The sequence below is a fragment of the Flavobacterium proteolyticum genome (assembly GCF_015223105.1).
GTDB classification, from domain to species: Bacteria; Bacteroidota; Bacteroidia; order Flavobacteriales; family Flavobacteriaceae; genus Flavobacterium; species Flavobacterium proteolyticum.
This window is the reverse complement of sequence record NZ_JADFTZ010000001.1, coordinates 175,936-198,537: the sequence shown is the minus strand read 5'-3', so window position 1 is coordinate 198,537 and position 22,602 is coordinate 175,936. Positions and strand designations below refer to the sequence as shown.

General features: G+C 32.1%; 19 protein-coding genes and 2 tRNA genes. 10 read left to right on the top strand and 11 right to left on the bottom strand.

What is annotated here, in order from left to right; all coding sequences use genetic code 11:
• Positions 1-142 precede the first annotated feature (142 nt).
• Positions 143-2,065 (top strand): ABC-F family ATP-binding cassette domain-containing protein, encoded by a 1,923-nt coding sequence (locus IM755_RS00810; RefSeq protein ID WP_194093181.1) that lies wholly within the window; start codon positions 143-145, stop codon positions 2,063-2,065.
• Between the two features lie 186 nt (positions 2,066-2,251).
• On the opposite strand, the gene IM755_RS00805 is transcribed toward IM755_RS00810, so the two are convergent.
• The 6 genes from IM755_RS00805 to IM755_RS00780 all read right to left on the bottom strand — a co-directional run bounded on the left by IM755_RS00805 (position 2,252) and on the right by IM755_RS00780 (position 8,745).
• Entirely contained in the window at positions 2,252-2,908 is a 657-nt protein-coding gene (locus tag IM755_RS00805) for a response regulator transcription factor (protein WP_026724175.1), read from the bottom strand.
• A 20-nt stretch (positions 2,909-2,928) separates the two neighbouring features.
• The gene (locus IM755_RS00800) at positions 2,929-4,701 is read right to left on the bottom strand and encodes a tetratricopeptide repeat-containing sensor histidine kinase (protein ID WP_194093180.1); all 1,773 of its coding nucleotides are present in this window, start codon (positions 4,699-4,701) and stop codon (positions 2,929-2,931) included.
• Positions 4,702-5,020: 319 nt separating this feature from the next.
• Complete coding sequence (locus IM755_RS00795) at positions 5,021-6,835, bottom strand: outer membrane protein assembly factor BamB family protein (protein WP_194093179.1); 1,815 nt, start codon at positions 6,833-6,835, stop codon at positions 5,021-5,023.
• Between the two features lie 17 nt (positions 6,836-6,852).
• Positions 6,853-7,224, bottom strand: coding sequence for a hypothetical protein (locus IM755_RS00790; protein ID WP_194093178.1), 372 nt, complete (start codon positions 7,222-7,224; stop codon positions 6,853-6,855).
• A gap of 8 nt (positions 7,225-7,232) precedes the next feature.
• The gene (locus tag IM755_RS00785) at positions 7,233-7,712 is read right to left on the bottom strand and encodes a YbjN domain-containing protein (protein ID WP_026724171.1); all 480 of its coding nucleotides are present in this window, start codon (positions 7,710-7,712) and stop codon (positions 7,233-7,235) included.
• Between the two features lie 79 nt (positions 7,713-7,791).
• Positions 7,792-8,745, bottom strand: a complete 954-nt coding sequence (locus IM755_RS00780) for a GSCFA domain-containing protein (protein WP_194093177.1) — start codon at positions 8,743-8,745, stop codon at positions 7,792-7,794.
• A gap of 81 nt (positions 8,746-8,826) precedes the next feature.
• On the opposite strand from IM755_RS00780, the gene IM755_RS00775 reads away from it, so the two are divergent.
• Positions 8,827-9,198, top strand: a complete 372-nt coding sequence (locus tag IM755_RS00775) for a RidA family protein (RefSeq protein ID WP_194093176.1) — start codon at positions 8,827-8,829, stop codon at positions 9,196-9,198.
• A 55-nt stretch (positions 9,199-9,253) separates the two neighbouring features.
• On the opposite strand, the gene IM755_RS00770 is transcribed toward IM755_RS00775, so the two are convergent.
• Positions 9,254-9,985 (bottom strand): hypothetical protein, encoded by a 732-nt coding sequence (locus IM755_RS00770; protein ID WP_194093175.1) that lies wholly within the window; start codon positions 9,983-9,985, stop codon positions 9,254-9,256.
• 96 nt (positions 9,986-10,081) lie between these two features.
• On the bottom strand, positions 10,082-12,718 hold the full coding sequence (gene alaS, locus IM755_RS00765) for an alanine--tRNA ligase (RefSeq protein ID WP_194093174.1): 2,637 nt from the start codon (positions 12,716-12,718) through the stop codon (positions 10,082-10,084).
• A 176-nt stretch (positions 12,719-12,894) separates the two neighbouring features.
• On the opposite strand from alaS, the gene IM755_RS00760 reads away from it, so the two are divergent.
• The 5 genes from IM755_RS00760 (at position 12,895) to IM755_RS00740 (ending at position 16,133) form a co-directional block, all read left to right on the top strand.
• Positions 12,895-13,872 carry a M23 family metallopeptidase gene (locus tag IM755_RS00760; RefSeq protein WP_194093173.1) on the top strand — a complete coding sequence of 326 codons (978 nt, stop codon included), beginning with the start codon at positions 12,895-12,897 and terminating at the stop codon, positions 13,870-13,872.
• Between the two features lie 93 nt (positions 13,873-13,965).
• The gene (locus IM755_RS00755) at positions 13,966-14,298 is read left to right on the top strand and encodes a MerR family transcriptional regulator (RefSeq protein WP_026724163.1); all 333 of its coding nucleotides are present in this window, start codon (positions 13,966-13,968) and stop codon (positions 14,296-14,298) included.
• A gap of 32 nt (positions 14,299-14,330) precedes the next feature.
• Positions 14,331-14,933 (top strand): LemA family protein, encoded by a 603-nt coding sequence (locus tag IM755_RS00750; RefSeq protein ID WP_194094426.1) that lies wholly within the window; start codon positions 14,331-14,333, stop codon positions 14,931-14,933.
• The gene (locus IM755_RS00745; RefSeq protein ID WP_194093172.1) at positions 14,933-15,370 is read left to right on the top strand and encodes a TPM domain-containing protein; all 438 of its coding nucleotides are present in this window, start codon (positions 14,933-14,935) and stop codon (positions 15,368-15,370) included. The genes IM755_RS00750 and IM755_RS00745 overlap by 1 nt, the downstream gene beginning before the upstream one ends.
• A gap of 1 nt (position 15,371) precedes the next feature.
• On the top strand, positions 15,372-16,133 hold the full coding sequence (locus IM755_RS00740) for a TPM domain-containing protein (protein WP_194093171.1): 762 nt from the start codon (positions 15,372-15,374) through the stop codon (positions 16,131-16,133).
• Between the two features lie 157 nt (positions 16,134-16,290).
• On the opposite strand, the gene IM755_RS00735 is transcribed toward IM755_RS00740, so the two are convergent.
• Entirely contained in the window at positions 16,291-19,074 is a 2,784-nt protein-coding gene (locus tag IM755_RS00735; RefSeq protein ID WP_194093170.1) for an outer membrane beta-barrel protein, read from the bottom strand.
• 130 nt (positions 19,075-19,204) lie between these two features.
• A complete protein-coding gene (gene der, locus IM755_RS00730) occupies positions 19,205-20,515 on the bottom strand; it encodes a ribosome biogenesis GTPase Der (RefSeq protein WP_194093169.1) in 1,311 nt (436 codons plus the stop codon).
• Between the two features lie 212 nt (positions 20,516-20,727).
• Between der and IM755_RS00725 the strand changes: the two genes are divergently transcribed.
• Positions 20,728-21,249 (top strand): hypothetical protein, encoded by a 522-nt coding sequence (locus IM755_RS00725; RefSeq protein WP_228063868.1) that lies wholly within the window; start codon positions 20,728-20,730, stop codon positions 21,247-21,249.
• Positions 21,250-21,306: 57 nt separating this feature from the next.
• Here IM755_RS00725 and era read toward each other — a convergent pair whose 3' ends face one another.
• Positions 21,307-22,191: a GTPase Era gene (gene era, locus IM755_RS00720; protein ID WP_194093168.1), complete on the bottom strand. Its 885-nt coding sequence runs from the start codon at positions 22,189-22,191 to the stop codon at positions 21,307-21,309.
• Between the two features lie 117 nt (positions 22,192-22,308).
• Here era and IM755_RS00715 point away from each other — a divergent pair.
• Positions 22,309-22,381: transfer RNA gene (locus tag IM755_RS00715), tRNA-Met, on the top strand.
• 30 nt (positions 22,382-22,411) lie between these two features.
• A tRNA-Met gene (locus IM755_RS00710) sits at positions 22,412-22,484 on the top strand.
• Positions 22,485-22,602 lie beyond the last annotated feature (118 nt).

Genomic DNA, 22,602 nt, shown 5'->3' with positions numbered 1-22,602 from the left:
TGCAAAATATTTTACACAAAGGTACAACAACTAACAATTCTTTGTGTAACAATTATTACATATAACAATTTGTTTAATTAATTTCGAGTTTAATCGTTAGTAACTTTTAACACATAAACAATTAAACATTTAAACTTATTAAATGCTAAACATACATAATTTATCAGTTTCATTTGGTGGAACCTATCTTTTTGAAGAAGTAACTTTTAGATTGGGTTCTGGAGACAGAGTTGGACTTGTTGGAAAAAATGGTGCAGGAAAATCAACCATGTTGAAAATGCTTGCGGGTGATTTTAAACCTGATAGCGGAACTATAGCTACTGAAAAAGAAGTGAAAATTGGATTTCTTCGTCAGGATATTGATTTCGTAAAAGGAAGAACTGTTTTAGAAGAAGCCTATATGGCTTTCGAAGAAATTAAACGTGCCGAATTCCGAATTGATGAAATCAATCACCAATTGGTAACACGAACCGATTATGAAAGTCAAGAATATTCTGATTTAATTGAAGAATTGAGCGATGTTACGCATCATTACGAAGTTCTTGGAGGATATAATTATGTTGGAGATACTGAGAAAATTCTTTTAGGTCTTGGATTCAAAAGAGAGGATTTCGACAATCAAACCGATACTTTTTCAGGTGGATGGAGAATGCGTATTGAATTAGCAAAATTGTTATTACAATCAAACGATATTTTACTTTTAGATGAGCCAACGAATCACTTGGATATTGAAAGTATCATTTGGTTAGAAGGTTTTTTACGAAATTTCCCTGGAGTAGTCGTAATTGTTTCTCACGATAAAATGTTTTTGGATAATGTTACAAATCGTACTATCGAAATTTCTTTAGGAAAAGCATACGATTTTAGTAAACCATATTCCGAGTATTTAGTGTTACGTCAGGAAATTCGTGAAAAGCAATTGGCAACCCAAAAGAATCAAGCCAAAAAAATTGAAGAAACTGAAAAGTTAATCGAGAAATTCCGTGCCAAAGCTTCTAAAGCATCGATGGCGCAGTCGTTGATTAAAAAATTAGATAAAGTAGAACGAATTGAAGTGGATGAAGACGACAATTCGGTGATGAATATTTCGTTTCCAGTATCGCAAACGCCAGGTAGAGTAGTGGTAGAAGCCGAACACGTTACCAAAGCCTATGGTGATAAAGTTATCTTGAAAGATATTTCGCTTTTAGTAGAACGTGGAAGTAAAGTAGCTTTCGTTGGGCAAAATGGTCAAGGAAAATCGACTTTTATGAAAGCTATTGTGAATGAATTTGAATATAATGGAACCATAAAACTTGGACATAATGTACAATTAGGTTACTTCGCTCAAAATCAAGCGGAATATTTAGATGGTGAAAAAACATTACTAGATACGATGTTAGAAGCTGCAACCGATACGAATCGTTCAAAAGTTCGTGATATGTTGGGAGCGTTTTTATTCCGTGGAGATGAAGTGGAGAAAAAAGTTAAAGTACTTTCAGGAGGCGAGCGAAATCGTTTAGCGCTTTGTAAATTGCTATTACAACCGATTAATGTCTTGGTAATGGATGAACCAACGAATCACTTGGATATTAAGTCTAAAAACGTTTTAAAAGCCGCTTTACAGCAATTTGAAGGAACATTGTTGTTAGTGTCTCACGACCGTGATTTCTTGCAAGGAATGTCGAATATAGTGTACGAATTCAAAGATCAGAAAATCAGAGAGTATTTGGGCGATATCAACTTCTTCTTAGAACAGAAAAACGCCATAAACATGCGTGAAATTGAGAAAAAAGATGTTGTAGTGAATAATCAAGCTCAAAATGTGAAAGCGGTTAAAAGTATTTCGTACGAAGATCAAAAGAAAGCCAAAGCGTTACAAAATAAATTAAGTAAAATTGAAAGCCAAATTCAACAATTAGAAAAAGCCATTCAAGCAGATGATAAAGCTTTAGCTGCGAATTACGATAAACATATTGAAGATGCTACTTTTTTTGCAGCTTATGAAAAGAAGAAAAAAGAATTAGAACAATTATTAGAAGATTGGGAAAACGTTCAATTAGAAATTGAAGAATTGAATAGTTAGTTACAATATATAATATTATAGCAATTAAGCAACAAGAATAAAATGACTATGATTATGATAATCATGGTCATTTTGTTTTTCTTTATATATGCAATAACATTATTCCGCCTCATTTTATCAAAATTATAATGTTATAAAATTGCTAGATTTTTAATCTTAAATCAATACATCGAATAGCGTATTTTTTTAAATAAGATTGTTTTTCTTTGCTTTTTGAACTGCTTCTAATTTGTTGTGAACTTGAAGTTTCGTGTAAATATTTTCAATATGTTTTCTTACCGTTGCTGGAGACAAAAATAAATTCTCAGCAATATTAATGTAATTTAATCCTTTGCTTAGTTGTTCTAAAACATCAACTTCTCTTGTAGTTAATTTGATGATTTCTTCTTCCTTTTTATTATCTAAATCTATTGGATTGCGAAGTAGTTTTAAAGTTTTCAAGGCAATGGAAGGATTCATAGCTGCTCCTCCGTTTAAAGTGTCGATAATGCCTTCATAAAGAGTTTTAGGCTCTACTTCTTTTAATAAATAACCATCTGCGCCAGCTTTAATTGCGTTGAAAATATTCTCATCATTATCAAAAACGGTTAACATGATGACTTTGATATGCGGATATTTGTTTTTTATGATTTCGGTGGCTTCTATTCCGTTTAAAATAGGCATATCGATATCCATTAAAATCACATCGATATTATGATTGTTACTAATTTTAGTTAGTAAATCAGAACCATCTAAAGCTGTAAATTTTATCTGAATATCATCAAAAAAGGAAAGCTTTTCCTGGATAGCTTTTATCAGGAACGTATTGTCGTCTACGATAACAGTTTTAATTACTTTCTCCATTTCTTTGATGATTAATTAAATTAAAATTCAGTTTGATTAGGTAAACTTAGGTATATTGAAGTTCCATTTTCTGCGGATTCAATTTTGAAATTTCCTTTTAATTCGGTAGCTCTTTTTTTCATGGTATTCAACCCATTTCCAATTTCGGCTGTAGCCAAATCAAATCCTTTACCGTTATCTGAAATAACAATATTGATTTTGTTGTTTGATTCTGTTAAAGATACGTCAATTTGACTTGCTTTTGCATGTTTGATAGCATTATTTACCGCTTCTTGAATTAAACGATAAATATTCATTCCGTCTCTAGAACTAAAAGATTGAAACGATTTTGTGTTGAAATTAAAATTAAATTGAATTCCGTTTAATGAAAGTTGGGCATTATCAATAAAGTTTGAAATTCTGGTTTTCAAATCTTCAATTGTAATTGCTTCTTTATTCATGGCCCAAATCGTATCTCTCAATTCATAAATAGTTTCTTTAGTAAACGAACTAATATTATTTAATTTATCTTCTAACTTCGGATTTCCATCGGCAAAAGCATATTTTAATGAATCTACAGAAGAAATGATAAAAGTAAGTTGCGCTCCAATGTTATCATGCAAATCTCTCGAAATTTGAAGGCGTTGTTCTTGAAGTCGATTTTGAGTTTCGATTTTTAATAACGCATCTTTTAATTCGTTTTCTTTTTGCAATTGAAGGGTTTTCATTTTCTGATTTTTTAGCATAAAATAGCCAACGATTATGGATAAAATTAAAAGAGAAATAATGATTACGATGTAGGTGTTTTTAACTGCTAAATCTGCTTTTTGAGTTAAAATTTCCTTTTCTTTTCGTTCGGTGTCAAATGCTGTATCAAGTTCGGCTTGTTTAATTCTAAGGTTGATATTGGAAATACTATCTTTATAAATCGTATAGTTCTTAAAGTTGTCCAATGCCGTTTTATAATCGGAATTTAATTCGTACAACTCAGATAATTTTTGATAATTGTCTTGGGTTAAATAATTGTAATTGTAAGTTTTACTATAATTGAGAGCTTTGTTGAAATATTCAATTGATTTTTGATGGTCTTTGGTTTCAAAAAAGTAGTAACCATAGAAATTGAGGTTTTCTGCAATTCCAATTTTATCATCAATCTCAAGTCGTATTTGATAGGCTTTGTCTAAATTTTGTTTCGCTTTAGCAAATTGCTTTAAGGTTAATTGGAGCATTCCAATTTTATTCAAACTGTAAGGGATTCCAATTTTATCATTCGCTTTTTCTTTTAAAGTCAGCGATTTATTGTAGAACAAAAAAGCACTATCGTACTCTTTTTTCATTTCTTTTAAAACACCATAATTGTCATAAATAGCTCTAAGTTCGTATTCTGCATTGTGTTTTTCACCAATTTTCAAGCCTTTTTGCATGTACAAAATCCCAGAATCTAAGTTGCGTCTTTTTAAATGATAACCATAACTTCCATAAAGCGAGGCAACTTTATCGTATTGCTTTAATTGATTAAAATAATCAATTGCCATGAAAATATATTTAGATTGTAAATCATACTTACTTTGATAAAAATAGCAAAGCGCCATTTTATCATAACTGTTGGCAATACCTAATTTGTAGTTTTGCTTTTTAGCATCCGATAAAACTTTGTTGAACAGTTGTAATGACTTAGAAGTATTAGCAACAATATCATCGTATGGCATATTCAAAACCGAATCGATTTGTTTTACAGAATAGGTTTGGCCCCAACTAAGACTAAAGAGTTGTGTAAGAAGTAAAGCGAATAGGATAGATATATAGTTTTTCATTTTGAAATTGATCAATGTTTACTATAAAAGTATAAAATCAAATTTAAAGTGCGTTTAAATTAATGCAATACATAAATAAGATTATAAACATTCAATAGCAAGCAAAGTAAAACGAATAGTCTAAAAAGAATAACAAACAATTCTTTCTTTTGACTCAATGATTCGATGGAAAGAAATAATTTAGACATAATTCAGAATTATTAATAGCGTAAAATTCGTTTAAAATAAGGCGTTTTTCAATACGACATTTGACGTATTTATAAAAAAAGTGGATTGACAGAACATCAATCCACTCAAACTAATCAAACTATAAAAGCAATTAATTGTTCACTTTAATTTTCTCTACTTTTTTGCCTTTAAAAGCAAAAATGAATTCTCCATCGTCAGTAATGTCTAAACCGTCACCGTATTTTGGACTTCCGCCTTTTCCTTTTGATTGAACTGAACCTTTTGTTTCTCCATTCGTCATATCAATTGCGTGAAGAATATTTTTACTGTTTCTTTGATCACGTAAAAAGTAATTTCCATTTACATCGTAGAAATAATCTACACCTCTGATTTTCTCTGTTGCATATGCTCTTGAACCATCTTTTTTATTGTAAGACGCTAATCCTTTTTCAGATAATACAACTACAGTTTCTCCAAAATCAATTACGTCAGTAGCTTTACCAACGCCAGCATCGTTGTGTTTTACATCAAAAATTTGTTTTCCCGAAGCAATGTCATAACAATAGAATTGATCGCCATCTCCAACAAAAACATTTTTATTTTCATGAATAATGAAATCTGTAATACGTTTGTCAAATTTTTCAGAACGCCATGAAGTAGTTCCTGTTTTGTCATCTAAAGCTAATAAGCTATTTTTTTGCGCTTTATAATCCCAATAAATGTAAGGAACAAGTGAAGTGTAAGTTCCTCCATACAAACTTTGTTGTTGTTCTTTTCTGTACTCTTGAACTTGTACTTTTCCACCAACTTGAACAATTACTTTATCACCCGATCTGTAAATATTTGGCATAGAAAAAGCACCTGTAATTTTCTCAGACGTCCACATGATTTTACCACTTTCTAAATCATGTTTTTGAACGTATTTAGCTCGGTCTCTTCCACCTAACATTACAATGTAAACCGCATTGTCTGTAAATAATGGATCAGCAATTGTTCTGTAATATTTTTTTTGCGTTGTATTAGAGAACATGCCTCCGCCACCACCATCCATGTCATTTTCATATACCGATTCCCAAAGTTTTTGTCCAGAATTGATATTGAAAACTTGTAATCCATTCAAATACATGAATACTTTGTCGCCTTTAATCCATAAATCTAAGATGGCTCTTCTGGTAACTAATTCTTTTTCTACAGTTCCCATAAAAGTGTTTTCCCAAATGATTTCTCCATTGCTAGCGTTTAATTTCACCATCTGATTTTTGAAACCTGCAAACAAAGCCCCTAATGCCGTTGGTTTAAAATTCACCATAATAATTTCATTCTTTTTAGCATCGTAAATGTATTTTCCAACACCACCTTTGAAACGATTGGTTTCCCAAACTTTTTCTCCAGTGTTAGCTTTTACTAAAATAACAGAAGCTTTTTGAGAAATTAAAAAGGCATCTAATTCGTAAATGTATTTTACAGTTTCTAATTCCCCTTGATCAGCACCATCTTCTGATTTTGTTCCTTTTGGAAGTAAATTTTGGTACAATTCAGAATTCCATAATTCTTTTCCCGAAGCAATATCAATTACAGCAACGCGGTCAGTTCCCATTTTTCTTTCGTCAAACAAGAACAAATAACCTCCATTATCTTTCCAAATAACATATTGATATTCACATTTGTTAGTTTTGTTGGTTGTGATGTTTTTGTAATCGCCATTCCAAATTAATTTTCCTTCTCCGTTTAATACTGAAGCAGAGTTGTCATCTGTTCCTAAAATATAAGAGCCATCATGATTGTTTACTGCCAATCTTGTAGCTTTATTTCCAAATTCTGATTCCCATACAGTAGCAAAACTTCCTGATTTTTTAGAACCACCACTTCCTTTGACTTTGTCTAACAACTTCCCAAATTGAGCAGTTGCAGGAGTAGTTCCCACTATTGCTACAAGAAGAGAGTACATAATAATTGATTTTTTCATGAGTTTCGTTTTTAATGTTAAAATGATATGTTGTATCTAATTTTGTATCTTTTCTTCTTCTCTAATTTGAATTTGAATTTGTGTGTAAGAATGTATTCTGACATAAAGTTGATAAAATCGATGTCTTTTATTGTGCTATCTACTTTAAAAAAAGTGGCAACTTTTCCGCTCTGAATTACAGTAATGTCAATAGTCATGTCGCCTGTTACTTCAGAAAATTTCTTGTTTTTCTTTTTAATAAAATCAGGAGATTGAAATACTTCATGCATTTCGGATATAACCATTTCAGAAACCGTTTCTTCGTCTGTAAGAACAGGTCTTTGAGACCAGATGGATTCGCTGTAAAAAAAATTAATCACAAGGAATACAAAGGCGATTCTTATTTTCATAAATATTTTTATTTAATAAGTTTACCTGTATCTTTATCTAAAGATAAATCCAATGCTGTTTTATAAAGACGTAACGAACTAATTAATGATTTTTGAGTAAATCCGCCTTCTGTCCAAAAATAATAGAAATAAGTAATAGTGTTTGTGCTTTCGGAATAGTAAACCTTAATTAAAGCTACTTCAGCATTTAATTTGTTTACTAATTCTAAAGCATCTTTTTTTGAAGCACCATCAACAAGATTATAAACGCTACTAAATGTTACGAACCTTTTATTGTCGTCAATATCAAGATAGACACTATAAGTGTTTTTAATTTTTATATAAGTGTCTTTAACTTCTAATACTTCTATGTAGGCATTGTCGCAAGTTTCTTTTAATAAAGAAGGTGTAACTTCCGATGCATTAACTAGTTTTTGAGCTGTTGCGAATTGAATCGAAACGAATAAAAGTAATAAACAAAATAGAGTTGAATTTTTTAAAGTTTTCATAAGTGTGAATTTTTATATTTATTGATAAGTCAAAATTCACAAAAAAGGATAAAGTAGGAAATACGACAATTGACGTATTTTAACAAAATTTTATAAAAGGATATTGATTTTTAATGGCTTTGATTTTTAAATCGAGTTGATTTAAGAATTTCTGATGATTTTCTGTATTCGGATTAAACGGACGATGTTGCAATCCTTTTTGAATAGAGCAAATCTCATTCATCAATCCAAACACCGATTCAGAAATATAATTTTCAAAGAATTGAATCCAGATATAATCGATTGCAGTTTGATTCGGATGCAACATATCTTCAGCATAAAAACGATAATCGCGCAATTCGTCCATCATAATTTCGTAAGAAGGAAAATAGGTGATGGGTGATGGATGATGGGTGATTGTTTTGTGAATTGCCGCAATCAAATGCGCTTTACTTAGCGTGTTTTCTGCAAATCCATCTTTTATATGGCGTACAGGAGAAACCGTAAAAATAAAATTGCAATTTGGATTTACCGAATGTATTAATGAAATAATACTTTGTAAACTTTCTTCAATTTGATTAATCGAAAGTAATTCTTTTATAAATTGCTTTTGCGGCACTTTGTGACAATTGGCAACGATTTCATAGGTTTCAATATTTCTATAAACCCATGAAGTTCCTAGTGTGATGATACAATGTGTCAATGAAGCAATGTGTCGATATGTTGATTCTAAAATAGAATTCAAATTACTCAAAAATACTTCTTTATTTGGATTTGATAATTCAGAATGCACTTCATAGCAATGCCATAAATCGTTATGAAAGAAAATATCGTTTTCGGTAAAAGTTCTATTTTCAACAGCGCGACGGATTAACTTTTCTAAAGAAACCGCATTAAAAATAATTCCAAACGGATTGGTAATAGCTTGAAATTTAAAATAATCAAACTTTTTACCCATATTTTCCGCAAAACACGAACCCAATAACATAACTTTCGAATCGTAATCGATTGGGAAAGCGCTTTTTTGAACGGGTATTTTGGTAGTGAATTGCAAATCAGTTGGGTTTAAAGTCCAAATTTAAACTACTTTTTACAAAAAACGAGTATTTTTACTCAAGATTTAATGCAATACAAAATGATTGAAAAAGTATACATCGAACCTAGCGAAGGTTTCTCTCAAACCGTTTTAGTAAAAACTGGAAATTTCAAAACGCTATACATTTCAGGACAAATAGGTGATGGTGTAGATTTAGAAGCGCAAACCATTACGACATTTCAAAATTTAGAAAAACAACTTATCAATTGCAATGCTACTTTTAAAGATGTAGTAAAAATGAATACGTACATCGTAAATTTTAACCCTGAAATTGATTTGCCTATTTTCAGAAAAGTTAGAAAGGAATTTCTAGGAAATGAAAATTATCCAGCAAGCACTTTAGTAGGCGTAGAAAATTTAGGCAGAAAAGATTGGTTGATTGAGATTGAAGCAATTGCAGTAGTAGAATAAAAAAATCCCGATAAGGTTTGAAGCTTATCGGGATTTGTATCTTTTGTTTGAAGATTTAATTATAGAAATACTGAGCAGTAGTTACTTCAAAACCTGTTTCAGTTGATGTAATTGGATAATCATTACTATTATAGGTGTATGTTGTAGAAATATCATCTAAGTCAGTAGAATCGTCTTCTTGAATAATATTGTGTAAAACACCATTCCCTTCTTGATTGCAAAAATTTATTTTATCATATCCAGTTACATTTTTAAATGGGTTGTTTTTATTGTCATAGGAATATGTTATTATTTTTCCATCAGAAAAAGAAATTTGATTTATTTCTCCATTTAAAAAAGTAATTGTTCCAGTTCTGTCTAAATTTGTCTGAGATGACGCATCACCAGAATAATAATTTACAGATACTGTTCCATTAGTATTATAAGTATATGTTTCTTTATTTCCCCAGTCAGTATCAATATTATCAATTATTACATATGTAGTTACTCTTCCGCTTGAGTCATATTGATAAGTTTCAGTTTGTAATAATGTGTTTGATTCATAGTACTTAACTTCTGTTATTAAGTCGTTTGTATAAGTAAAGTCAAAGCGGCCATCATCATCAGTTATTCGAGTCAATTTGGTTCCAGAATATCGGAATTCAGTTGTTAATGTACTATTGTCTTCAAAGGTTTCAATTATTTTAGTTAATAATACAGTACTTGATGAATTATTAGAATCATCTTCATTAGAACAAGAAGTTAAAGTTAGCGCAACAGCACTAAAAAGGTAAAGTAGTTTTTTCATTTTTTTTGTTTGTTAATTGGTTAGCAATATAGAAAAAAAAACCTACAAAGATTTTGTATCAATGTAGGTTTTTTTATAATATAGAATGTTTCTATTTTATTTCACAAATGTTATTGCTTTCTCCAACGCTTCTTTAATTCCACCTACATTTTTCCCTTTTCCAGATGCAAAGAAAGGTTGTCCACCACCATTTCCGTCGATTAGTTTTCCTAATTCTCTGATTACGTTTCCAGCATTTAATCCTTTTTCAGCAACTAATTCTTTTGAAATGTAGCAGTGAATATTTGGAGCATTATCTTCAATAGAAGCTAAAAACACAAACGCATTTGGTTTACAAGTTCCGATAGCTTGTGCTAAATCTTTAGTCGAACTCATGGATAAATCTACTTGTTTGGCTAAAAATTGAATTCCATTGATTTCTTGGAAATCAGCAACCAATGTATTTTTTAATCCTTCGATTTTTTCTTTAACTAATTGCTCTAATTGTTTTTTCAATTTCGCATTGTCATCTTGTAAAGAAGCTACCGATTTTAAAACATCTTGCGGATTTTTCAATACTTCTTTGATTTCTGCTAACGTATTTTCTTGGTTTTTGTAGAAATCCTTCACAGCATCACCAGTAATCGCCTCAATACGACGAATTCCAGCCGCTACAGCTCCTTCTGAAACAATTTTGAAATGCCAAATATCAGCGGTGTTTTTCACGTGAATTCCACCACATAATTCTTTACTATCGCCAAATTCAATCATACGAACATTGTCGCCATATTTTTCTCCAAATAAAGCCATTGCACCTTTGTCTAATGCTTCTTTGATTGGAATATTTCTGTGTTCTACCAATTGTAATTGCGCTTCGATTTGTTGATTTACACTTGCTTCAACTTGACGTAATTCTTCGTCTGAAACTTTAGAAAAATGCGAAAAGTCGAAACGCAAGTAATTTGGATTTACCAACGAACCTTTTTGCTCCACATGCGTTCCTAAAATCGTTCTCAAAGCTAAATGCATCAAATGCGTAGCCGAGTGATTTTTAGAAGTCGAAGTTCTTAAATCGGTATTTACTTTTGCCATAAATCCTGCTTCAACATTTTCAGGAAGTTGTTTTGCGAAATGTAATATTAAGTTATTTTCTTTCTTAGTATCAATAATTTCAATCGTTTCGTTTGCTGAAACTAAAGTTCCTTTATCTCCAACTTGTCCACCACCTTCTGGATAGAACGGCGTATTATCTAAAACAATTTGGTACAAAACACCATCTTTTTTAGAATCTACTTTACGAATTCTGGTGATTTTAACATTATTTTCCGTTTGGTCATAACCTACGAATGTTTCTACATTTCCGTCAATTAAAACTTTCCAGTCGTCAGTAGTTACTTCAGAAGCTGCACGAGAACGCGCTTTTTGTTTTTGTAATTCGGTTTCGAATTCTGTTTCGTTAAACGAATAGCCTTTTTCTTTTAAAATCAAAGCCGTTAAGTCTTTCGGGAAACCAAAAGTATCGTACAATTCGAATACTTTCTCTCCAGAAACTTCTTTTCCTGACGTTTCCGCAACTACTTTATCTAATAATTGTAATCCTTGTTCTAATGTTCTTAAGAAAGATGCTTCTTCTTCGCGAATTACATTGGTAACCAATTGTTGTTGCGATTTAATCTCAGGGAAAAATTCACCCATTTGATTCGCTAAAACTTCAACCAATTTATTAATGAAAGGTTCTTTAGTTCCTAAAAACGTAAATCCGTAACGAATCGCACGACGTAAAATTCTACGAATTACATAACCGGCGCCAGTATTTGATGGTAATTGTCCATCAGCAATAGCAAAAGCTACCGCACGAACGTGATCCACAATTACACGAATCGCAATGTTCGTTTTGTTTTGCTCTTCTGATATGTTTTTAACTTCGTTTGAAGTGTACTTTAATCCTGTAATTTCTTCAACTTTCGCGATAAGCGGCGTGAAAACATCCGTATCGTAATTTGAAGTTACGTTTTGCATTGCCATACACAAACGCTCAAATCCCATTCCAGTATCTACGTGTTGCGCTGGTAATTTTTCTAACGAACCATCGGCTTTGCGGTTGAATTCCATAAATACGTTGTTCCAAATTTCTACAACTTGCGGATGATCAGCATTTACTAATTCTCTTCCTGAAACAGCATTTCTTTCAGCGTCAGTTCTTAAATCGATATGAATTTCCGAACATGGACCACACGGACCTTGGTCACCCATTTCCCAGAAGTTGTCTTTTTTATTTCCTAAAATGATTCGATCTTCCGAAACGTATTGTTTCCAAATATCAAATGCTTCTTGGTCAAATGGAACGTTCTCTGCTGGATTTCCTTCAAAAACAGAAACATACAAACGGTCTTTGTCTAACTTTAATACTTCAGTTAAGAATTCCCAAGCCCAAGCCAATGCTTCTTTCTTGAAATAATCGCCAAACGACCAGTTTCCTAGCATTTCAAACATAGTGTGGTGATAGGTGTCAAAACCTACATCTTCTAAATCATTGTGTTTTCCCGAAACACGAAGACATTTTTGCGTATCGGCTATTCTTGGACTTTTTGGAGTACCATTGCCTAAGAAATATTCTTTGAATTGGGCCATTCCCGAGTTGTTGAACATCAAAGTTGGGTCGTCTTTTAAAACGATTGGCGCAGAAGGAACAATTAAATGTCCTTTTGATTCAAAAAAATTAAGGTATGCTTTACGAATGTCTTGCGATTTCATTATCAATAATTTAGATCTGTTTTTATTTGTTTATTGTGATGCGGAAACGAAAGGAAACGTTCAAAAAAATAGCCCAACTAAAAATAAAATAGCTCAAGAATGAAACATTTCTTAAATTTGTTCGTATAACCTATGTCAATCAATAAATTTGGCACAAAAATAGTATATTTTCATATATGTCGAAGGTAAAATATTATTACGATTCAGAAAATTTAGCATACAAGCGCATTCAGACAAGAAAAAGGAAGAAGTTTGGCTATGTTATATTGTTTTTGGTGTCTTCGGCTTTGTTTGGATTTTTGATTTTTTTGCTATTGATTAATACCAGTTATTTTGAAACGCCAAAAGATAAAATTCAAGCTAGAGAAATTGAAGCGTTGAAATTAAATTACACCGTTTTGAATAAAAAATTGGATTTGATGGACGATGTTTTAGAAGCAATTGAAAGTAGAGATAACAATATTTACCGAATTTATTTTAACTCAACGCCTATTTCAGAAGAAGAACGAAAAGCAGGATTTGGTGGTGTTAACCGATACAAAGATTTGCAAGGTTTTAATAATTCGGAGTTAATGGAAAACACTACAAAGCGAGTGGATATTTTAACGAAAGAATTGGTAATTCAATCGAAATCGTTAGACGAAATTGTGGCTTTGGCGAAACAGAAAGAGAAATTATTAGCAGCTATTCCAGCAATTCAACCTGTTAAGAATGAAGATCTGAAACAAATGGCTTCGGGTTATGGTTATCGAAGTGATCCATTTACGAAAATTAGAAAATTCCATTACGGAATGGATTTCACAGCAAGAACCGGAACACCAATTTACGCCACAGGTGATGGAGTTGTGTACAAAGCAGATGCATCGTTATCAGGTTATGGGAATCATATTGAAATTAATCACGGTTATGGATACAAAACATTGTATGCGCATTTGAGTAAATATAATTGTCGTCCTGGACAAAGAGTAAAACGTGGGGATATTATTGGTTATGTGGGAAGTACAGGAAGAAGTCAGGCACCCCATTTGCACTATGAAGTTTTCAAAGGCAGTGAACGTGTAAATCCCCTGAATTTCTATTATGGAAGTATTTCAGCTAAAGAATATATAGAAATTTCAAAATTGGCTAACCAAGAAAATCAATCACTGGATTAGAGTTAGGAGATGGAAGTTGGGAGTGATTATATTATTTAAATTTCATAAATTTCTTAAATCAGTGTTCCAAAAATTAAAAAATGAATTTAAAAAATGCATTTAGAATTAGCACCAAATAAAAGATATTACAGCATTGGCGAAATAGCCAAAGCGTTTAACGTGAATGCGTCTTTGATTCGTTTTTGGGATAAAGAATTTGATATTCTAAAACCAAAGAAAAACGCCAAAGGAAATCGGATGTTCACACCAGAAGATGTAAAGAATTTGCAATTGATTTATCATTTGGTAAAAGAGCGCGGATTTACCTTAGAAGGTGCCAAAACGCATTTGAAAGAAGGTCAGAAAAAAACGCTAGATAAATTTGAAATTATCAGCAAATTAGAAACAATCAAAGCACAATTGAATACCATTAAAAATCAACTATAAACAATTAATAAACTTTTAAAACTTAAAAAATGATGAGAAAATTTTTGCCTTTTATTATCGGTGGTGGATTATTATTAGTCCTTGTATTTTGGTATGTAAGTGTTAAAAATGGTGCAGTTACTGTTGACCAGGCTGTAAAAAAAGAATGGGGAAATGTAGAAACGTCGTACCAAAGAAGAAATGACCTTATTGGAAATTTAGTTAAAACTGTGAAAGGTGCGGCTGATTTTGAAAAATCTACTTTAGAAGCTGTGATTTCAGCTAGAGCTAAAGCAACATCAGTTACAGTTGATCCAACAAATATAACTCCCGAACAGTTTGAGCAATTTAATCAAGCACAAAGTGGAGTTTCTTCAGCTTTATCAAGATTATTAGTAACCGTTGAAAAATATCCAGAGTTAAGAGCAAATGAAAATTTCAGAATGCTTCAAAATGAATTAACAAGTACAGAAAATCAAATTTTAACAGCTAGAACTCGTTTTAATGAAGCTGTAGAAAAATATAATAACTATGTGTTAAAAATACCTAGAAGTTTTATTTTGTCTGATTACAAAGAAAAAGCGTTGTTTAAAGCGGTTGCAGGTGCTGAAAAACCAGTTGACGTAGAATTTGACTTTAATAACGAGAAAAAATAATGTCTAAAACAGAAGATTTCTTATCAAAAGCAGACGAACAAGAAATTGTTCAAGCGATTATTGAAGCGGAAAAAAACACTTCGGGAGAAATCAGAGTGCATTTAGAAGAACACACAGAAAAATCACCTCTTGACCGAGCTCAGGAGGTTTTTTTTGAACTCCACATGCACGAAACACAAGAACGAAACGGAGTGCTGTTTTATGTTGGTGTAGCCGATAAAAAGTTTGCTATCATTGGAGATGAAGGCATCGATAAAGTGGTAGAAGCTGATTTTTGGGATTGTACAAAAGATGTCGTAATTGCTAATTTCAAAGAAGGAAATTACAAAAAAGGCTTGGTCGAAGGTATTCTAAGAGCTGGCGAACGATTGAAAAAATATTTCCCTTATCAATCGGATGATACCAATGAATTGTCTAACGAAATTTCGAGAGGTTAATATGAAAAAACTAATTATACTAGTATTTTTCCTTTCTGGAATTTACGTTAATGCCCAATTTACAATTCCTAAAGTTCCGTCATTTCAAACGAGTGTGTATGATTATGCCGATGTTTTAAATCCGACAGAAGAAAAAGAATTAGAGAACAAATTAGTTCGCTATTCCGATTCCACTACGACTCAAATTGTAGTGATAACGATTGATGATTTAAAAGGAGAATCTATAGGAATTTTAACTCCAAGATGGGCACACGAATGGGGAATTGGCCAAGCAAAAGAGGATAATGGAATTCTGATTTTACTTTCCAAAAACGATAGAGAAATTTGGATTGCACCAGGATATGGAGTAGAAGACAGATTAACCGCAGGAATCAACGGAGAACTTATCCGAAATATCATCATTCCCGAGTTCAAAGCTGGAAGTTATTACAAAGGTTTAGACAAAGGTGCCGATGCTATTTTCGAAGTTTTAAAAGGAAAATACAAAGGTTCTAGAAAAGAATCGAGTAATCCTTTGCCTTTTATCTTAATTGTTGTTTTCATTATCATTCTTATTGTTTTAGCTTCCAGAGGAAATAAAGGAGGCGGAAATTATAGAGGTGGCAGCGGTTTAGATTTGGGCGACATCATCATTCTAAGTAGCCTCGGAAGAGGAAACGGAGGTTTTGGTGGTGGAAGCTTTGGTGGTGGTTCATCTGGAGGATTTGGCGGCGGCTTCGGCGGTGGCGGTTTCTCAGGTGGTGGCGCTGGCGGAAGTTGGTAATCAAAAATTTGACTTCAAACTTTGTCATTCCGATGAAAGAGGAATCTCCTACAAAGTAGGCTTTCTTTTAGCAAAGCGAAAATAAACTTGTACTTGATTTTTGAGCTTGTACTTGAAAAACAAAAAACTCGTTAGTATTGCTAACGAGTTTTTTTGTTTAATTCATAATTATTAAACCTCCATCTTTTTTCTTGCCTCCAAATTTATCTAATTTGTAGGTTAAAGAAAACATAGCATATTGTTGTAAAACAGTGTTTTCCATATCTCTAATGGCAGTAGGTGTAATGGTTCGTGTTGCACTAATATTTTGGTTTAGAACATCATAAACTTTTACTTTTGCTAATAGTTTGTTTTCAAAAAAGTTGTATCCTAAACTCAAGTTCCATAAGTAGAAATCTTTTTGAAATCCAGCAGCAATATTGGAGTTGTAATTATAGCCAAAATCACTTCCTAGTACCACTTTTTTAGGCCAATAACTTGTTATTTCTAACTTCGCACTGTGCTTAAAGTTTTTAGTGTTATCTATAATATAGTTGGTATAATCATTGGTAATATAGGTGTATCTATACGATGGGCTAATCGTAATCATTTCATCAATTGACCATGATAAATTAACTCTTGGGTTTAATGTCAATCCCTTAGATTCAAATAATTCTGAATTGGTCAATCCTTGATCATAATTATAACCCAATTGCATTCCAAAACCATATTTAAACGTTCTTTTTTCTTTCTTTAGCGATTTGTTTAAACTAAAACCAATATAGGTGTTGTAAGCTTTGTCTATATTTTGATAAGTTGTGGTTGCTTTAAAGTCGCTATCATAAGTAGTAGAAGCTACAATTTGATTAACATTATAATCGCCTCCTGAGTACGCATAAAAACCACTTTTCGATGCATAATCATAATTATTAAAGTTGGCATAAAATGAATAATTTTCATTTGGTTTTAAATCTGCATTTCCTATGAATGTGTTTAACGGATTGCCTAAATTTTGAAAGGGTAAAATTTGATTAGCACTAGGTAAATTTACTTCATAAGAATAGTAACTATAAAGCGATTTTGATTTACCCAATGTTATACTTATATATCCATTCATATTAGGATACATATAGCTTTTATTGACTTTAGTGGTGTTGTTTAAATAAGTAGATTGGTTGTTAAAATTAATTATTTCAGTTCCCATAGAAAGGCTACCTCTAATTTTCTTTTTTTGCAAACTAATTCCAACCATTGGAGTTACCGAAGATGTTGTTGAAGTTATAGTATTTGAAAGCAAATCATTGTAAATGGAGTATGTGTTGAATCCATTATCAAAATCATAAGTAGTTCTTAAATCTTTAGCCTTTTTATAATCGTAAAAAACTTCAAAATTAAAAATAAGTGAATCTCTTAATGGCTCTGAATATCCAATTTTTGCTTTAAAATTATCTTTTTTAGAAGCATCAATCCTAAATTGATTTCTATCGTCATCAGAGTTGCCAGATTGAAAAAAGGTTGTTGTAGTTTTAGTAATTAATTCAGAATCATTTTTGTTGTTTTCATTATTTATGGATGCACTAATTCCTCTTCCTTTTTTCTTTAATCCTTTGTAGAAATAAATGTTGTTTTTAAAAGTATTGTTTTGACTCGAAGAATTATTATCACTTGTATTTTGATTAAGTGCTGCTCCAGTATCATCAAATGTGGTATCAAAACCTGAATTACGATTTTTAATATCGCTTTTAGAAAAACTTGGGCTAATGTATAGGGTTGAAGTAGAATCTAATTTTATTTCAAAATCTGTAGCAATGTTATGTCCATCTGTAATCGATTTTGATGTAGATTCGGCAAATGTGTTTGTGTTGCCCGTAGGGAGCAAATTGATTCTATTGGTTCGATTTTTATTGTTGGTTTCTGCGTTTGAATAATAGTAACTTCCGTTTGGATTGATTTTCTTTTTTGCCCATTCATCTGCAAAATTTACACCTAGCATATTAGATTGAGTAATTCCGTTATTACCTCCAAATTGCATTCCATTAATCCCAAAACTACCATTGTCGTTTACCCAAATGGAACGATTTCTTCCGCCACCCATGTTGTCAAAAATCTCATCCATTGAAAAGCCTATAGAGTTGATGTTATTTGACGAGCCTAAGACACTTATTTTTTGCGTATCCTTGAAATAATTAAAAAGTAAACTCGATTCATATCGTTCATCTGTTCCATAACCAACATTAGCTTTACCAAAAACACCTTTATTTTTATCTTCTTGAATGGTTAAATTAATGGTCTTTTCGTCTGAAGTTGCGTTTTGTCCTGATAACTCTTGCTCTTTCGTTTTGGTGTCAGTGACTTGAACTTTACTAATTATTTCAGCAGGTAAATTTTGAGTGGCAATTTTTCCGTCTTTTCCAAAGAAAGGCTTTCCATTGACTAAAATATTGTTTACTTCCTTTCCATTCACTGTGATTTTACCTTCTTCATCTATTTCTACTCCAGGAAGTTGTTTTAATAAAGCTTCTACATTGGCATCTGGGCGAACTTTAAAAGATGATGCATTAAATTCTAATGTGTCATTTTTAATCGTAATAGGAGGAGCTTCTGATTGAACTACAACCTCATTTAAAGTGCTTACATTTTCAGTTAATTTAATAAAACCAAAATCTTTGTCTTTATTTAAATTTTCTAATTTTTCAGTGTAATCTGTATAACCAATGTAGGATATTTTAAAATATATTGGATTTTCATTTTTCTTCGTTTTGATTTCAAAATTTCCATTTTTATCTGAAATTGTGTAATCAACAACAGTTGAATCTTTAACGGATTTTAAATATATTGTAGCAGATTCTAAAGGAACGGAAGTGTTTTTGTCAATAATTTTTCCTTTTAAAGAAATATTACTTTGGCCAAAACTCAAGATTGAGAATAAAAACAAAGCAAAACAGGCGATTTTCTGAAACATGAAAGTTGTTAATTAGTTTAAGTTATAATTAACAGCGAAATAAAATATTTATTGTGTAATTAAAAATTTTCTTACGAATAATTTAACAAAAACCACAAAAAAACCGAAGTTAATGCTTCGGTTTTTTCAATTATTTCTGTCTGAAATAAATATCAATTGGAACACCACTAAAATTGTAGTTTTCTCTTAATTTATTTTCAATAAAACGTTTGTACGGATCTTTTACATATTGCGGCAAGTTGGCAAAAAACACAAACTGAGGTGTTGGTGTTGGCAACTGCATACAATATTTAATCTTAATGTATTTTCCTTTTAATGCCGGTGGTGGAGTTGCTTCAATAATTGGCAACATCAATTCATTGAATTTAGAAGTAGAAATGCGTTGTTTTCTGTTTTCAAAAACTTCTACGGCTGTTTCTAATGCTTTTAATAAACGTTGTTTGGTTAAAGCCGAAACGAATAAAATCGGCACATCAGTAAAAGGAGCAATTTCTTCTCTAATTTTTCTTTCGTAATCGCGAGTCGACATGGTGTCTTTTTCAACCAAATCCCATTTGTTCACTAAGATTACGATTCCTTTACGGTTTTTCTCTGCCAACCAAAAAATACTTTGATCTTGTCCTTCAAATCCGCGAGTCGCATCAATAACTAATAAACATACATCACTATGCTCAATGGCTCTTACTGAACGCATTACCGAATAAAATTCTAAATCTTCTTTTACTTTCGCTTTACGTCTAATTCCGGCTGTATCTACTAAGTTGAATTCGAATCCAAAACGATTATATTTCGTATCAATTGCATCACGAGTTGTTCCTGCAATGTCAGTCACCACAAATCGGTCTTCACCAATTAAAGCATTAATGAATGATGATTTTCCAGCATTTGGTCTTCCCACTACACAAAATCTTGGTAACGGATTTTCCTCTTCAACTGCATCTGGTAATTCTGGTAAAACTTCTACAATTTTATCAAGTAATTCACCTGTTCCGCTTCCACTCATTCCCGAAATCGTAAAATAATCGCCTAATCCTAAATTGTAGAATTCTACTGCGTCTTTTTCACGCATGGCGTTATCCACTTTATTTACAACTAAAATAACTGGTTTTTTAACTTTACGAAGTAATTTTGCCACTTCATCATCCATTGGTGTAATGCCTTCCTCAACATCAACTACAAAAACAATAGCATCCGCCTCGTCAATAGCTAACTCTACTTGACGACGAATTTCACCTTCAAAAATATCATCCGAACCTTTTACATAACCTCCGGTGTCAATTACCGAAAATTCTTTTCCGTTCCACTCACTTTTTCCATAATTTCTATCACGCGTAACACCGCTTACCGAGTCAACAATAGCTTCTCTTCGCTGAATTAAACGGTTAAAAAATGTGGATTTTCCAACATTTGGTCTTCCTACAATGGCAACAATATTGTTCATAATCTTATTTTGAATCGGCAAAAGTACGATTTTTTTTGGAGCTTTTTCCAGCTATTCACTACAACTCCACAATTTTAGCTCTTTTTTTCTAATTTTATTCGGTCAGCTTCTAAGGTCGCAGGCCAAATAAAAAGAAAAAATAGATCAAAAATTTGCGGGGTTTCCGTTTTTATTTGGGCTAGGGTGCGAAATTTGTTCAACATTTGTTAAAAATGTATATATTAGCTTTAAAATCAGAAGAAATGGAACCTGAAAAAAGCATTGCACTTCGCCCAAAATTTGAAGTCGAATCAAAAAAAAGTGTTGCGGAAATTTTAGAAAGAGCCAAAACGTTAAAGTCTGAATTAAAATCGGATTACCAAATCAAAATCATAGACGAGCATCTATATTTTTATTTCAGTAAAGAAAAACGAAAATACTATTCGCCTTTTTTACATTTGGAACTAGAAGCAAACGAAGGTAAAACCACCGTAAAAGGTTTGTTCGGACCCGAGCAATTATTGTGGACGCTTTTTATGTTTTTACACTTTATCATCGCAGGATTGTTTTTAGTTTTTGCTATGATGGCTTACACGCATTGGTCGCTAAAACAATCCACGGTTTTAGATTTTAGCATTATGGGAATTATGGTTGTGTTTTGGTTTTCGCTCTATTTTATGGCACGATTAAACCGAGAACGCGGTGTATCACAAATGCACGAATTAGAAGATTTGATGTATAAAGTTTTGGAATAAAAAAACCTGATGAACATTCATCAGGCGTCTTTTATCTTTATTCTTTGCTCTTTTTTCTTATTTTTGATTATACCCAAAACGTCTCAGCTGACGTTCGTTGCTTCTCCAATCTTTATTCACTTTAACGTAAGTAGCTAAGTGAATTTGTTTACCAAAGAATTTCTCTAAATCTTCACGGGCTTGAATTCCAACTTTCTTTAAAGCGGCACCTTTGTGACCGATGATGATTCCTTTTTGTGTATCGCGTTCTACCATGATTACGGCGCGAATTCTAATAATGTTGTCGTCTTCAATGAATTCTTCCGTTTCAATTTCTACAGCATACGGAATTTCTTTATCATAATTCAACAAGATTTTCTCACGAATGGTTTCGTTTACAAAGAAACGTTCTGGTTTATCAGTCAAAGCATCTTTTGGATAAAACGCTGGAGAAACTGGAAGTAATTCGATAATTCGATCAAAAACCGTTTGAACATTAAAGTTTTCTAAAGCAGAAATGGGATAAATTTCGGCATTAGGAACTTTTTCTTTCCACAATTGAACTTGCTCATCTAATTGCTCTTGATTCGATTTGTCAATTTTGTTCAATAATAACAAAACCGGAATCTTAGAGTGTATAATTTTATTAAAAAACGCTTCGTCTTTTAATTCTTTTTCTCCAATTTCCACCATATAAACTAAAATGTCAGCATCTTCAAAAGCCGATTTTACAAAATCCATCATCGAATTTTGTAACTCATACGCTGGTTTTATAATTCCTGGCGTATCTGAAAATAAAACTTGAAAATCATCTCCATTTACAATTCCTAGAATACGGTGTCTTGTAGTTTGTGCTTTCGATGTAATAATAGAAAGACGCTCGCCTACAAACGCATTCATAAGAGTTGATTTCCCTACATTCGGATTTCCAATGATATTTACATAACCTGCTCTGTGCTCCATTTCAATAAATTTATGGGTACAAAGGTAGTGATAACGCCTGAAATAGTAGAAAGAAAACATTATTTTTAAAAAAGACTTGTAATTTTAAATAAAGAGTGTACCTTTGCACTCACAAATCGCGGGATAGAGCAGTAGGCAGCTCGTCGGGCTCATAACCCGAAGGTCACAGGTTCGAGTCCTGTTCCCGCTACTAAGAATTTATTGAATTACAACCGTACATCGCGGGATAGAGCAGTAGGCAGCTCGTCGGGCTCATAACCCGAAGGTCACAGGTTCGAGTCCTGTTCCCGCTACTAAGCTTCACAGAAATGTGGGGCTTTTTTTATTTAATTAATTCATTAACAATTGATTATGTTTGTTTTTTTGTTGCTTGATTAAATAATAAAACACTACTTTTGCACCTTTATTTTA

Excerpts from the sequence above, each read along its gene's own strand:
- IM755_RS00740 (WP_194093171.1), top strand. The coding sequence starts at position 15,372 with ATGAAAAAACTAATTATACTAGTATTTTTCCTTTCTGGAATTTACGTT.
- IM755_RS00785 (WP_026724171.1), bottom strand. The coding sequence starts at position 7,712 with ATGAAAACTTTAAAAAATTCAACTCTATTTTGTTTATTACTTTTATTC.
- IM755_RS00775 (WP_194093176.1), top strand. The coding sequence starts at position 8,827 with ATGATTGAAAAAGTATACATCGAACCTAGCGAAGGTTTCTCTCAAACC.
- IM755_RS00805 (WP_026724175.1), bottom strand. The coding sequence starts at position 2,908 with ATGGAGAAAGTAATTAAAACTGTTATCGTAGACGACAATACGTTCCTG.
- IM755_RS00760 (WP_194093173.1), top strand. The coding sequence starts at position 12,895 with ATGTCGAAGGTAAAATATTATTACGATTCAGAAAATTTAGCATACAAG.
- IM755_RS00770 (WP_194093175.1), bottom strand. The coding sequence starts at position 9,985 with ATGAAAAAACTACTTTACCTTTTTAGTGCTGTTGCGCTAACTTTAACT.
- IM755_RS00790 (WP_194093178.1), bottom strand. The coding sequence starts at position 7,224 with ATGAAAATAAGAATCGCCTTTGTATTCCTTGTGATTAATTTTTTTTAC.
- IM755_RS00810 (WP_194093181.1), top strand. The coding sequence starts at position 143 with ATGCTAAACATACATAATTTATCAGTTTCATTTGGTGGAACCTATCTT.
- IM755_RS00725 (WP_228063868.1), top strand. The coding sequence starts at position 20,728 with ATGTATATATTAGCTTTAAAATCAGAAGAAATGGAACCTGAAAAAAGC.
- IM755_RS00750 (WP_194094426.1), top strand. The coding sequence starts at position 14,331 with ATGAGAAAATTTTTGCCTTTTATTATCGGTGGTGGATTATTATTAGTC.
- IM755_RS00800 (WP_194093180.1), bottom strand. The coding sequence starts at position 4,701 with ATGAAAAACTATATATCTATCCTATTCGCTTTACTTCTTACACAACTC.
- alaS (WP_194093174.1), bottom strand. The coding sequence starts at position 12,718 with ATGAAATCGCAAGACATTCGTAAAGCATACCTTAATTTTTTTGAATCA.
- IM755_RS00755 (WP_026724163.1), top strand. The coding sequence starts at position 13,966 with ATGCATTTAGAATTAGCACCAAATAAAAGATATTACAGCATTGGCGAA.
- IM755_RS00795 (WP_194093179.1), bottom strand. The coding sequence starts at position 6,835 with ATGAAAAAATCAATTATTATGTACTCTCTTCTTGTAGCAATAGTGGGA.
- IM755_RS00745 (WP_194093172.1), top strand. The coding sequence starts at position 14,933 with ATGTCTAAAACAGAAGATTTCTTATCAAAAGCAGACGAACAAGAAATT.
- era (WP_194093168.1), bottom strand. The coding sequence starts at position 22,191 with ATGGAGCACAGAGCAGGTTATGTAAATATCATTGGAAATCCGAATGTA.
- der (WP_194093169.1), bottom strand. The coding sequence starts at position 20,515 with ATGAACAATATTGTTGCCATTGTAGGAAGACCAAATGTTGGAAAATCC.
- IM755_RS00735 (WP_194093170.1), bottom strand. The coding sequence starts at position 19,074 with ATGTTTCAGAAAATCGCCTGTTTTGCTTTGTTTTTATTCTCAATCTTG.